Source organism: Chitinophaga flava (assembly GCF_003308995.1).
Classification (GTDB): Bacteria; Bacteroidota; Bacteroidia; order Chitinophagales; family Chitinophagaceae; genus Chitinophaga; species Chitinophaga flava.
Genome location: NZ_QFFJ01000002.1, coordinates 2,270,383 through 2,283,342 on the forward strand (window position 1 = coordinate 2,270,383; position 12,960 = coordinate 2,283,342).

Sequence of the window (12,960 nt, forward strand, 5' to 3'; positions counted from 1 at the left end):
CTCTATCACCACAAAAGCAAACCGCGACAACAAGGCAAAATGTGCAGACAGGAAGGCTAAACATAAAAAAGCCGGTGCGAAAACACACCGGCATATATAGTGATTGATTGTAAAGTCAGAATTTAAACGCCACGCTGGCAGAAAAGCGGCGGGGCATCATTCTTTCTATGGTAGTCCATCCGCTGTAATATTCCTTGTTGGTGATATTGTCCAGCTTGAGGGCCAGCCGGTAAGCATTCACCTGGTAAAAGATGCCGGCATTCAGTACTGTATAGGAGGGCAGCGTGAAAGTACCGGTTGCTTTACTGTTGACAGGAAGGTTTTCGCTGGCATAGTTGCCGCCGAAACCGATGCCGAGGCCATGCAGTTTACCGCTGGTAGCTGTATAACTGATCCACCAGTTGGCCAGATGCTCCGGACCTGCACTGACAGGCCGGCGGTCCAGCACGCTGGAATCAGCCTTTTCCATTTTACTGTTGTTATAGCCATAACCAGCCACGATATTAAGTCCTGGCAGCGGATTGGCGATCAGGTCTACTTCCACGCCCTTGCTGCGCTGGGAACCATCCTGGAGGGTGTAGTTATATTGGGTACCGTTTTTCTCAATGGTAGCGCCTCTGGTCATATTCGTCACCAGAATGTTGTAATAGCTGGCCGTCATAGTCAGTTTGTTCTGAAGCAGATCGAGTTTTACACCGCCTTCAAACTGATTGGCCTGCTGTGGTTTGAGGTTGCCGCTGAGCTCGGGCAGTGGCTGGGTTATAGGAGCCAGGTTCTGAAAGCCGTTCATATAGTTGGCAAAGAGGCTTACTTTATCTTTTACCACCTGATAGATCAAACCGAATTTAGGAGACACAGTGGTTTGACTGTAATTGTCTTCGTCCTTCTGTCCGGCAACAAAGTCCTGGGTAGGTTTACTGACAAAATGATCTACACGTAAGCTGGCCATGGCTATCAACTGATCTGTGATATTGAGCACATCAGACACATACGCGCTGTAGGTATAGTTAGTGGTGGTATTTTTAACCTGTCCGGAAGTGGCCTGTGCCAGCCGTGCATCCACAGCGGCCTTGTTGAGCTGTGCGTAGCGGGGATCACGTTTGTTGACAGCACTGACCATGTCAAACAGGACATAAGGTGAGTTGTCATTGTTGGTAGACAGGCTGAGGAAGTCCAGCCCTGCCACAATACGGTTGCGCAGTCCGCCAATTCTGAAGTCTCCGATAAAATTCTGTTGTATATCCGTTGCCGTAGTGGTGGAGTTCTGGTGGGTAAGGTATCTGCTCAGGAGGGTATCATTGGGCTTCTGCACATTATTATCACCCTGGTCCAGGAACATTACGTAAGAGTAGTAGCCGTTGCTGCGGCGTACACTTCTTGACACATTGGTTTGGGAGGTCCACTTATCGGAGATTTTGTAGGTGGCCTGCCCGAAGAGGTTCATACTGGGGGATTTCATGGTGATATCATTGCTGGTGAAGGAGCGGGTAAAGTCCATGCCCAGCTGTGCCGGTGTTCTGGCTATGAGTTGCCGGCGACGGTTGAGAAACACTATGGTAGGGTTGGTGCTTTCGTTGGTATAGAACTCCGTGTTCATGAGAAAGGAGAGGCGATCGTTGACCCGGTAGGAGAGGCTGGGAGCGAGGAACCAGGAGCGTTTGAAGCCGGCATCCTGAAAGCTGCTTTCTGAATGATAAGCAGCATTGGTGCGTAGTATGACTGATTTGTCCTTGTTCAGCGGGGTATTGATATCTGCGGTGATACGGTTGAGGCCATAGCTGCCGCCTGTATAGCTGATTTCGCCACCAAAAACATCATAGGGTTTTTTAGTGACGATGTTGATCAGACCACCGAAAGAGATCAGGCTGCTGCCAAACAGTGTGCCGGAAGGGCCTTTGATAGTTTCAACACGTTCTATATCGGCGGGGTCGGGACTGCCATTAGAGATACCCGCGATGCCGTTTACCATAGTAGGTTGTACCGCAAAGCCGCGCATGGAGAAATAACCGGCGCCATCGCCACCACGGCCGGTAGAAGACCATAGCCTGGAAACACCTGGCGCGTTTTTTAAGGCATCATCAAAATTGGTGATCACCTGTTCTTTCATCAGTTCTTTTCCCACCACATTGTATACCTGCGGGTTCTCCAGGTTTTTAATCGGGAGGCGTGCAATATAATCGCTCTCTTTGTTGGCCAGTTTGTTTTTTCCGCCTACAATGGTTACTTCCGATAATTGTGTTTTTGACACCTGTAACCGGATTTTCACGGTAGCAGTCTGATTGTTATTAATGGTCACTGTTTCCGCTACAGGCTCATATCCCAGCAGTGATACCTGCAGTACATATTTGCCGGGCTCCAGCCGGCGAAAGGCAAAGTCTCCTTTACTATCGGTAACGGTGCCACGATTATGCTGTTCTATCCTGACACTCACAAAAGCGGCGGGCTCTCCTTCGCTGGTGGTTATAATTCCTTTTATGTGGCCGGTGCTGCTCTGAGCCATTACACCAGACATAAAGCTAAAGCGCATTAATATAATTAATAGAAATGCTGACAATTTCCTGATCATGCTATTAAGTTGAAATACAAGTATTATCGTGATGATATCGCGGCACCAAAATTGAGGCAGGTATGCTAAAATAAATGATCGGATCAGGAAAAGTATTTACGCATTCCGGAAACATAACTGTGATGGATGTGATGAGGCTGATGCTCCTGATGAGCGAAGCATACATTTGGGTTTTTAGAAAAAATAATTTTGACGCATCATATATATCAGTTACAATCAAAATCATCACAGTTACGGTTTAAATCAAAATAATCACAGTTCGTGAGGAAATGGCTGGTCATTCTTCCGGAAGGCCACACATTTGTATTGCTTTAAACGGATGAATAATGAAGTTTGAAAAAATACATAACCAGGGGCAGGCGCAGCTTTTTCAGAGCAGGTATCTGGAGATGCTGACCAAAACCCATCCAGCGGTTATTTTTGGGATGTACCTGCCAGTGATCGGTTATATGTTGTATTACAGCTACACGGTATTGGGGTATTCCTTTTTACGGATAATGATGACCTTCCTGGTGGCAATGTTTAGCTGGACTTTGTTTGAATACATTATACACCGTTTTATTTTCCACCTGATCAGTGATAGTCCAGCTGTGAAGCGCGTGGTATATACGTTGCATGGTAACCATCACGAATATCCGCGGGATAAACAACGTTTGTTTATGCCACCGGTGCCGAGTGTGCTCATCGCTACTGTTGTATTCACCGTTTTCTATATCTTCCTGAAGAACAATGCTTTTATGTTTTTCCCTGGCTTTGTGTCGGGATACTTATTATACGGAAGCATGCACTATGCCATTCACGCCTGGGCTCCGCCTTTTAAGTGGATGAAGCCACTATGGAGAAATCACCATCTGCACCATTACAAGAATGACGAACTGGGATTTGGTGTCAGTTCGACACTATGGGACCGGGTGTTTCGCACGATGTTTAGTGGTTGCGTAGCTCTTCTCCTGGTACAGCCGGTTTTCGCTCATCAGTCGGCTGAAAGCGATTACAAGCTGGTGAAAAGGAATAAGTCCATCTCTCTTTATGAGAGATGGCTGCCCGCGGGAGAGAATGAAGAGCGTGTAAGAGAGATAAAAGCGGTGTTTACCGTAAAATCTGATGTGCAGGCGGTGGCCAGGTTATTGACAGACCAGCAACAGGGCGTGGTGTGGAACGTCCGCGCCAGGATTTATCGGGTGCTGCCCATGGTGGAAAGCCGTGAATGGGTTACCTATCTGAAATATAATATCCCATGGCCCTTTGGTGATCAGGATTGTTGCCTGTTGTTTCATCTGAAAGCCCATCCCTATAATGAACGTTCCGGGGAAATCAGCTTTGAGAGCACGCTCAGTAACCGGTTTCCGGTCACTGATAATGTGACCCGCATCACCGGTACCCATGGCCGGTGGCTGATGGAAGATCTCGGCGATAACGGTATGCAGATCACTTATACCATCACTACCAACCGCAGCGCCAGAATACCCAGGTGGGTATCAGACCCGATCGTCCGAAACAATATGTTTGAAACCATGTCTACCTTCAGAAGCATACTGGAAAAACGTTGAACAGCATCCTTCCTGTTTGATTAAAAAAAGCTTAGATCTCTCACCTGGCCCCATTCTTATCGTTTTTATACTTATCTTGTCTGTGCATCACTGTAAAAAACAAATGTCATGGAAGAAAAAAAGTATGAACTGATACCCTACATTACTTTCGGGGGCAATTGCGAAGAAGCATTGAATTTTTATGCCACGGTTCTTGGAGGCACGTTTAAAATCTGGACCCGCTACGATCATCCTGCTATGAATGCTCCGGAAGCATACCGTGATAAGGTGTTGCATGCGAGGCTGCAGTTTAATGGTTTGGCTATCTACGCCAGCGATATATTTCCCGGAAAGGAATCAAAGAAAAACAGTGGTGACGTCTCTTTGTCTTTAACATTCCCCGATTCTGCAACGGCACAGAAAGTATTTGACCAGCTGGCTGAAGGAGGGGAGGTTGGAGTACCTTTTGGTAAACAGTTCTGGGGCGAGTGGCATGGCAATCTGACCGATAAATACGGTATTAAATGGATGGTTAACAGCTGATCATCTTGCTATAAAAAGACTGGCCCGGGTATGAACCCGGTGCTCTCATCTCATTCAACTTAATCTAATTTAGCCCAGGGCTTCAGCCCTGGGAAATCTGTGATAGGGAAATCAGATTCCCGCAGTTATCTTCGAACACGGCTTCCATGCCCCAGTCCGTTTTGGTAGGCGGTTTACGGAAAATGACACCTTTGGCGCTCAGCCTGGCATAGTCATCTTCCAGCGTTTGAGTGCCCATTACGATAATGGGGATGCCTGCTGCGTATAGCCCTTGCTGATAGGCTTTTGAAATAGGGTGATCGGAGGGTTCCAATAGCAGCGCAGGGCCGTCCGGTGCTTCGGGTGATACCACAACAGCCAGCATTGCTTCCGGTACAAATATCTTTTTAAGAAACCCAAGTGTTTCGGTATAATGTTTAAAGGCTTCTAACGGGTCGTTTACATAAACCCCTGTCATGGCTATTTTCATATCAATGATTTTAGTAGTGAGTGATCATGGTGGAGGTATCATTACCTTTCCGGCGTTTTAAGATCATAGCACTGATTAGGGTGACAGCCAGTCCTACGGGCAATACTTCCGAATAGGTGATGATAATGACCCACAGCGGATTTTTATACAGCTCCCTGAAATGTTCTATTTCCTGTAATCTTTCCTGAAGCGTGACCGGGTTGGGATGGGCTTCACGGGCTTCTTTCAGCATATGTGCGCTGTATTTATCCATGAAGTCGGGAATAAACAGATAGTAGTCTATGAGCCATATCACAACATAAACGGTGGCAGCTATCAGTGATATCAACAGCCCTATTTTCAAAGCTTTCCAGAAGGAGATAACGCCGTTGTTGTATTTATCCCTGAAGTTTTTTATGCCCACAAATACAAAAGAGAAAGCGGCCAGCATCCCGGCATAACCGAGCACCATATTCCCTTTGAAGTTGGGATCATTATAACACCATAATGTGGAGACGACCATCATCAGGCTGATAATGGCACCTGCAATCAAGCCAAAAACAAGCACATTTTTTTTCATCTGTGTAATTTTGTAGATATCCAAAGATGCCGGACCTGCCTCATTTTTTGTCTATATGATGTGCCACTTCATGCGTGCTGTTTAAACATTTTCTGTGATCATAAAGTTATCATATTTAGGTTACAGCACCTATGCCTGGCACAGTCATTATTTTTCCTTTGCCAGGGTGAGTCCTTGCTCCTGCAGGGCTTCCTTAATCCTGGTGATGGCGTTGGGACCCATGCCGTGCAGTTGTAGCAGCGTGGATTCGGAGACCTTCGATAACTGTTCCAGCGAGGTGTATCCTGCATTGTGGAGCGCACGTAATGCCGGTGAAGCCAGTTTGGGCAGTGTGTTAGCAGCTGGTGGCGTTGATTTTTTTCGCATATGTGACGAGTGTGGATGATTAAATTTACAATGATATTGTAACATTTGCCAGGTGTGATACGTCAACTATGGGTAAAATAACAACATACATAACTTTAAAAAATTACATTTGCGCACAGCTAAATTTTATTTTCCTATGAACAGACGTACTGTTATCGCATTGCCACTCGTTTGCCTGACACTCCAGAGCCAGCCGCTTTTCAGCCGGGAGAAGAATGTTTTCATTACTCCGGCGCTGGCCGTATCAGCGGTGGCCGCTGACGGTATCCAACAGGGAAAACCGGCCCAGCAGGTCTCTTATGGCCAGGGAATCGAGCTCATTGTAAAAGGGCTGGGCCTCAATATTGACAACATCCGGTTTATCAAAGAACCCAAAGCGACCGATTACTGCACTAATGCAGATAACAAGGCTTCTTATGCACAAGCGGTGATCATTGCCGCCAATAATGGTATCACGCTGGCCCGCAGCCAGCGTTTTAATGTGCCCATGACCCGTGAACAGTTTGCCATAGCGCTGGAAGAAGGTATCGAACACACAGGGCCATACCCCGTGAATATGATGTGGATCAATATCAAAGATGCTGCTGCCTTCACTACTAAAGGGAAAGGCGACAATGCTGTACAAAACCTGATCAAATTTGGTGTGGTAGCGCTGGAGAACGGTAGTTTCCGTCCAAAAGCCAACATTACAGCGAAAGAAGCTGAAGCCATGGTGAAAAAAGCAGCCGCTTTTGTACAGTCTTTTAAAGAGCGCCAGGGCGGCAACCAGGAAAAGGAAACAGTGTCTTTCACCACTACACCCGTGAATACAAACGTCAACAGTGTTGTTGTTTCCCGGGGCAGCAAACCTAATTCAGGTTACCAGATAACCATCACAGCTATTGACTTTGCCGAAAACGGTACTGCTACCGTGCACTACAAACTCACAAATCCGGCACCGGACAAAATGTATATGCAGGTGATCACAGAACCTAAAGCTGAAACATTTGTATCTGTTGCTTATAAGGTGACCTTACAGGAGGATAAGTAAGTTTTTTTCCGTTGAGCAGCATCGCGTGTTTTACGAACAATTGTTTGTAAAACACGCGATGCTGCTCAATGGTCATATGCAGGACCTGATAAAACTTCATCAGTAATTTTTAAGAAAGCACCAGTATATTTTTCCCCGGCTGGTGAATCCTTACAGAAATAGATCTGGCTGTAACCTGCCACCAGGTGTCACGGCGTAATGGGCCAGATCGGTAATACCTTCTGCTTTTAATACCGCCTCATCTATAAAGTTATTGCCGGTGCAGGAAGCGGCCGGTTTATCCAGTATATAGTATGCTGCGTCGGCCATGATAGCGGGCTTGCGGCTAACTTTTATAATTGCGTCGCCTCCCAGCAGGTTTTTGATAGCGGCTGTAGCAATGGTTGTTGCCGGCCACAGGGAGTTGGCAGCGATGCCATAGGATTTCAGCTCTTCGGCCCATCCCAGGGTGAGCATGCTCATATTGTATTTGCTGATCGTATAGGCCACGTGTGGCCCCAGCCATTGTGGTGTAATGTTTACAGGCGGAGACAGAGTGAGGATATGCGGATTGTTGCCTTTTTTCAGGTAGGGTATACAATGTTGGGTGACCAGAAAAGTACCTCTTACATTGATATCATACATGAGGTCGAAACGTTTGGCGGGCGTTTGTTCGGTGTTGGTGAGCTGTATGGCGGAGGCGTTATTGATCACAACGTCTATACCACCGAAAGTGTCTGCAGCTTTTTGAACAGCCTGTTGTATCTGGGCTTCATCGCGGATATCTACCTGTATGGGCAGGGCTTTGCCTCCGGCGCTTTCTACAGCAGCGGCTACAGAGAAGATGGTGCCTCCAAGGCGTGGATCTTCTTCCACGCTTTTGGCAGCGATAACGATATTGGCGCCGGCAGCAGCGAGTTTGAGGGCAATGGCTTCACCGATGCCTCTGCTGGCCCCGGTAATAAAAATAGTGCGGTTTTGAAAGGTCATATGATGCTGCTTTTGGTGAAATGATATTTTTTATCTGCCGGCGATTGGCCGCCGACCTTTCTTAAATATACCCCAGACTCGATAAACTACCATGTAAATTTTTTTTTGCCGGACCATTTTGCAGAACATTTTACCCCATATGCAGAAAAAGCAGCCGGAATCACAAAGCAGCCGCCCGCCGTGCTGACGGGCCGCCTATTTTTGAGCCTGTTATCTTTTATCTGAATATGAATTACGCACTTGAAGCTCACCAACTCAGCTACCGTTTTTCCTCCAGGGAAACAGTGTTGCAGGATATCTGTCTGCAGGTATCGGAAGGGGCCATCTATGGTTTCCTCGGTCCTAACGGTGCCGGCAAAACGACGACGCTGCGCCTGCTGACCGGCCTGTTACGAAAACAAGCCGGCACTATCCATATCCTGGGCCTTCAGGCTGACCGGCACCGCCTGGAAGTAATGCGCCGGACAGGTTGTCTGATCGAAAGCCCTGCGATATATGAACATCTCAGTGCCATCGAAAACCTGTCTGTTCTTCAGAAAATTTATCAATGCCCGAAAGCCAACATGGGCGCAGTGTTACAAACCGTAGGACTGGGCGCGGTGGCCAACAAAAAAGCCGGACAGTTCTCCCTGGGAATGAAACAGCGGCTGGCACTGGCTATGGCCATGCTGCACCAGCCTTCCCTGCTGATACTGGACGAACCTACCAATGGACTGGACCCCAACGGCATTATTGAAATGCGTGAACTGCTGAAAAAAATCAACCGCGAACAAGGTACTACCATCATCATCTCCAGTCATCTGTTGTCTGAAGTGGAGCGGCTGGCCACCCATATCGGTATTATCAACAAAGGCAGGATGGTATTTGAAGACAGCCTGGATGCGCTGGTATGCAGACGTCAGGAAACACAGGGATTTCTGCTGGATACGACCCATCCTGCGGCTGCGCTGCAACTGCTCAGTCACCAGCAGGTGGAGGCCCGCGCCGAAGCCGGCCGGATCAGGATACCGGCACTGCCCGAAGAGACTATTGCAGGGCTGAACAGCCTGCTGGTGCAGCACGGTATAGGCGTTTACGGTATACAGGCCGTTAAAAATGACCTGGAAACAATTTTTATGGACCTCATCAATACATAACCTATGATTGCTTATATACATAGTCTTCAAAGCGAATGGCTGAAGAAACGGCACAGCGCCGCGGCCTGGCTTACCGTTGCCGGTGGCTTGTTTGTACCCTTGTTCATGTTGTGTGTACGGTTTTATTATTTTGATCAGCTCCCGAAAACCAATGCAGCCCCCGATATATGGGAGCAGCTCTATAATCACGCCTGGCGATATATGAGCTTCTTTCTGCTGCCAATGGGGGTGATATTGACCACCAGTCTGATTACCCAGCTGGAGACGAGCAATAACACCTGGAAGCTGCTGCATGTAACACCACAGCGGCCCTCTATCATTTTTCTGGCCAAGCTAACCGTCATCCTGCTAATGTTGCTGCAGTTTTTTCTGTTATTTAATATCGGTATTTATCTTACCGGCATAGTGCCCGCATTGCTGGTGCGGGATGTTCCTTTTCCCGCAGAAGCTTTCCCCTGGCTGAAATACCTGAATGGCAACTGGCAGTTTCTGATAACCTGTTTGCCGATAGTGGCGCTGCAGTATTTACTGGGGCTGCTGTACCGGAATTTCCTGTTGCCCCTCGGCGTAGGACTGGGCCTTTATATCACCGCTATGATCGTCTTTAGATGGAAATATAGTTTCATAATTCCTTACATTTATTGCGTCCTGGTGTTCAATAACAGCTTTAATCCGGTGGACCGTCCTGTGAGTATACAAGTGTTGGCTACCGGTTATTTTTTACTGTTCAGCATATTGGCATACGTGTTTTACATCAACAAAAAAGAAAAAGGGTAAAACAACAGTAACTGCTATGAAAAAATCCGCAGTCATTCTTTTACATACGGGCTACTGGCTACTGTATTATCTGCTCATACTTTGTTTTGCGCTGGTGGTTATCAAAGGAGGCATATTATCATGGGAACTGGCAGGCATCTTTATGATGCCTCCGATAGCTATCTTCTGTTTTGCACCGGGGTTCCTGGGGTTCTATACTTTTTATACGGTATTGTTTGACCGGTATCTTAATAAACAAAGGATAGGAGTACTCTGTATCGCTGCTGTGGTGGCGGCTCTGACTATCGGCACACTGGTCACCTGTTTTTTATTACCCTGGAACAACCGAATGACTTTGCAACAGGACCTGACCATGGCTTTGCTGTTGTCTTGTCTGGCTGCCATACATGGTGTGATCGGCCTGGTCATGAAAGGTTTTGTCAGCTGGTACGGGGATATCAAACTAAAAGAAGAACTGAATAAAAAGAACTTCGATATCTCCATGGCACTGATCAAAGCACAGATCAACCCACACTTTCTTTTTAATACGATCAATAATATTGATGTACTGATATCCAAAGATGCAGAAAGAGCTTCCCTGTATCTCAACCAGTTGTCGGGTATTATGCGTTTTATGTTGTACGAAGCGAGGGCGGAACAGATCCCGCTTTCGCGGGAACTGATGTATATTGATCAGTATATCGCGCTGCAACGGATACGCTCGTCCAATGCCAGTTATGTGACCTATCAGGTAGAAGGGGAGCCTGGCAACCGGATGATTGCCCCTATGCTTTTAATTTCCTATATAGAGAATGCTTTCAAACATGCAGAACATAAAAAAGCAGAAGATGCCATTCATATTCATTTGCAGATAACGCCGGAGCGTCTGGTATTTAGCTGCCGTAATCTGTACAGTGCGCAACCAGCTATCAGACAAGAACACAACGGGTTAGGCAATGAGCTGTTGCAAAGAAGACTGACATTATTGTATCCCGGGTGCCATCAGCTCCATATTACCCGTGAACAAGGCATTTATCAAGTAAACCTGATATTGGAAACACATGAAGATCAACTGCATCATTGTTGAAGATGAGCCCCTGGCATTGGAACGGGTGAGGGGCTATGTAGAAAAGCTGCCTTATCTGCAGCTGATGGGTACATTTGATAACGGTATCGATGCAATGGTATTTCTGCGGCTGCATCCGGTACAACTGATTCTGCTGGATATCAACATCGGCGGGATTTCAGGCATACAGCTGCTGGAGGCGGCCAATGCCAGTTGCGAAGTAGTACTGATCACGGCTTACGAAGAATATGCTATCAAAGGTTATGAGCTGAATGTAACCGATTATTTGCTGAAGCCTTACACCTTTGATCGTTTTATGCAGGCCATAGACAAAGTGCTGCATAATCTGTCGCGTCAGGCGCCGGCAGTGTCTTCCTTTATCTTCATAAAAACGTCGTGGCGGCTGGAAAAAGTGGTGCTCGACGATATTCTCTATATAGAAGGTAAAAGGGACTACCGTAAAGTATATACGCTGCATAAGCAGATCATGACTTTGCAGCCCTTTGGCTGGTTCGAACAGGAACTGCCACCAGCGCAGGTTTGCCGTGTCCACAAATCATATATGGTCGCCATCAGCAAAATAGACAGCATAGAACGCGATGGTATCCGTATTGCCGGTATTACCATTCCTGTTTCAGAGACCTATAAAAAAGATTTTTTTGCATTGATCACCCGCGGGTAGTTTTGCATATGCATCTATTACAACCCAAACCGATTATCGTCACCCTGGAGATAGCTCCCTCCGATATGGCCGTATTCAACCGGCTACGGGAGGCTCATTTTCCGGGGCATGCCAATTACCTGCAGGCACATGTGACGTTGTTTCATAAATTGCCGGGTATGGAATCATCTATTCCGGAAGTATTGGCGTGTAATAGCCGAAGACCTTCTTTTTCCCTGTTGGTAGACGGCATTGTTAACTTCGGTACCGGTATCGCCTATACGCTTAACTCACCGGAATTACAAGAGCTGCATGCTGGTCTGCAAGCAGCTTTTGATCCCTGGCTGGTGCGGCAAGACCGGCAACCACTACGTCCGCATATCACTATTCAGAATAAAGTAACGGCCTTTAAGGCTGCGCAACTGCATGCACAACTAAAACAGGCGTTTGTTCCCTTCTCCATTATGGCTACCGGTTTTGCTACCTGGGCTTATCTGCGTGGCCCCTGGAAAGCGCTGGACAGATTTATGTTTACTGAATAACCCGGATGATCGCGATATCATCGGTGGGTCTTAATCCATATACATGTTCGAGGGTTTTCAGTTTCCGGTCGAGCATATCATCCTTGTCCATATCTGACTTGTCGTGGAGAAGTAGTTCTACCGGATCTTCCAGCGGAATATCCACGTTGCGGCAGGGTTTGAAGAACAGAATACCGTCGGTGGCAATACTGATATGCTGTATGTTGGGGACGAAGATTTTCTGGGTGAGAGAATGATACCATTGATCAAAGTCTTGATGGAGATGGAAGCCCAGATAATCGGGTTTGTTGTCATGGTCAAATTCGGTGAGGTGGCCATTAATGCTCACTAAACCGTCTCCAATAGTCAGTATGATACCGGTGTTTTCTTTTTTATCTGCCAGAAAGAGGATGAGGGTGGTAAGCAGGTCCTGTTGCTCCAGCAGCAGCTGTTCCTGCATCTGCTTTAAGGTAGTCATGAGTTCGGATAAGATCAGTTTGAGCTGATCTTCCAGGCTGGGCTTAGGTTTCCCTGGGTTGTACAGTTCCTGGTATCCTTGTGTGATACAGATTTTTTTCAGGATACGGGCAACGAGGGTGGAGGCGAAGTAGCTGTCGCGGGCCATAGTGCAACCGTCCATAACAGCCATCAGCAGCCGGTCTGTACCGATGTTTTCAATTAGGTAATAGTCTTCGCAGTGATTGAGGTGAAAGTCTCCTATTTGCAGGGTGGCGTAAATCTTCATAGTGTTGGTGCCCGAAAGTAGTCATAGTTTGTTATACAATAAAA

Annotated in this window: 14 protein-coding genes; 8 read left to right on the forward strand and 6 right to left on the reverse strand. The window is 47.0% G+C overall.

Annotated elements, in window-relative coordinates:
- Positions 1-115: 115 nt before the first annotated feature.
- Complete coding sequence (locus DF182_RS25370; protein WP_245957553.1) at positions 116-2,527, reverse strand: TonB-dependent receptor; 2,412 nt, start codon at positions 2,525-2,527, stop codon at positions 116-118.
- Between the two features lie 365 nt (positions 2,528-2,892).
- On the opposite strand from DF182_RS25370, the gene DF182_RS25375 reads away from it, so the two are divergent.
- On the forward strand, positions 2,893-4,116 hold the full coding sequence (locus DF182_RS25375) for a sterol desaturase family protein (RefSeq protein WP_113618568.1): 1,224 nt from the start codon (positions 2,893-2,895) through the stop codon (positions 4,114-4,116).
- Positions 4,117-4,224: 108 nt separating this feature from the next.
- Complete coding sequence (locus DF182_RS25380) at positions 4,225-4,638, forward strand: VOC family protein (RefSeq protein WP_113618569.1); 414 nt, start codon at positions 4,225-4,227, stop codon at positions 4,636-4,638.
- Between the two features lie 82 nt (positions 4,639-4,720).
- On the opposite strand, the gene DF182_RS25385 is transcribed toward DF182_RS25380, so the two are convergent.
- The 3 genes from DF182_RS25385 to DF182_RS25395 all read right to left on the reverse strand — a co-directional run bounded on the left by DF182_RS25385 (position 4,721) and on the right by DF182_RS25395 (position 6,032).
- The gene (locus DF182_RS25385) at positions 4,721-5,107 is read right to left on the reverse strand and encodes a VOC family protein (RefSeq protein ID WP_113618570.1); all 387 of its coding nucleotides are present in this window, start codon (positions 5,105-5,107) and stop codon (positions 4,721-4,723) included.
- 10 nt (positions 5,108-5,117) lie between these two features.
- Complete coding sequence (locus tag DF182_RS25390) at positions 5,118-5,666, reverse strand: DUF4199 domain-containing protein (RefSeq protein ID WP_113619728.1); 549 nt, start codon at positions 5,664-5,666, stop codon at positions 5,118-5,120.
- A gap of 147 nt (positions 5,667-5,813) precedes the next feature.
- Positions 5,814-6,032 (reverse strand): helix-hairpin-helix domain-containing protein, encoded by a 219-nt coding sequence (locus DF182_RS25395; RefSeq protein WP_113618571.1) that lies wholly within the window; start codon positions 6,030-6,032, stop codon positions 5,814-5,816.
- A gap of 136 nt (positions 6,033-6,168) precedes the next feature.
- Between DF182_RS25395 and DF182_RS25400 the strand changes: the two genes are divergently transcribed.
- Positions 6,169-7,062, forward strand: coding sequence for a protease complex subunit PrcB family protein (locus DF182_RS25400; protein WP_113618572.1), 894 nt, complete (start codon positions 6,169-6,171; stop codon positions 7,060-7,062).
- Positions 7,063-7,212: 150 nt separating this feature from the next.
- On the opposite strand, the gene DF182_RS25405 is transcribed toward DF182_RS25400, so the two are convergent.
- Positions 7,213-8,031 carry an SDR family oxidoreductase gene (locus DF182_RS25405; RefSeq protein WP_113618573.1) on the reverse strand — a complete coding sequence of 273 codons (819 nt, stop codon included), beginning with the start codon at positions 8,029-8,031 and terminating at the stop codon, positions 7,213-7,215.
- Positions 8,032-8,258: 227 nt separating this feature from the next.
- Between DF182_RS25405 and DF182_RS25410 the strand changes: the two genes are divergently transcribed.
- Genes DF182_RS25410 through DF182_RS25430 form a run of 5 tightly spaced genes read left to right on the forward strand, consistent with a single transcriptional unit; the run spans position 8,259 to position 12,192 of the window.
- Complete coding sequence (locus DF182_RS25410; RefSeq protein ID WP_113618574.1) at positions 8,259-9,167, forward strand: ABC transporter ATP-binding protein; 909 nt, start codon at positions 8,259-8,261, stop codon at positions 9,165-9,167.
- 3 nt (positions 9,168-9,170) lie between these two features.
- Positions 9,171-9,944 carry an ABC transporter permease gene (locus DF182_RS25415; protein ID WP_113618575.1) on the forward strand — a complete coding sequence of 258 codons (774 nt, stop codon included), beginning with the start codon at positions 9,171-9,173 and terminating at the stop codon, positions 9,942-9,944.
- Between the two features lie 16 nt (positions 9,945-9,960).
- On the forward strand, positions 9,961-11,010 hold the full coding sequence (locus tag DF182_RS25420) for a sensor histidine kinase (protein WP_113618576.1): 1,050 nt from the start codon (positions 9,961-9,963) through the stop codon (positions 11,008-11,010).
- Entirely contained in the window at positions 10,985-11,671 is a 687-nt protein-coding gene (locus DF182_RS25425; RefSeq protein ID WP_113618577.1) for a LytR/AlgR family response regulator transcription factor, read from the forward strand. The genes DF182_RS25420 and DF182_RS25425 overlap by 26 nt, the downstream gene beginning before the upstream one ends.
- Positions 11,672-11,679: 8 nt before the next feature.
- Positions 11,680-12,192 (forward strand): 2'-5' RNA ligase family protein, encoded by a 513-nt coding sequence (locus DF182_RS25430; RefSeq protein WP_147243544.1) that lies wholly within the window; start codon positions 11,680-11,682, stop codon positions 12,190-12,192.
- Here DF182_RS25430 and DF182_RS25435 read toward each other — a convergent pair.
- Positions 12,182-12,916: a protein phosphatase 2C domain-containing protein gene (locus tag DF182_RS25435; protein WP_113618579.1), complete on the reverse strand. Its 735-nt coding sequence runs from the start codon at positions 12,914-12,916 to the stop codon at positions 12,182-12,184. The two genes, DF182_RS25430 and DF182_RS25435, sit on opposite strands and share 11 nt — an antisense overlap.
- Positions 12,917-12,960: the final 44 nt, after the last annotated feature.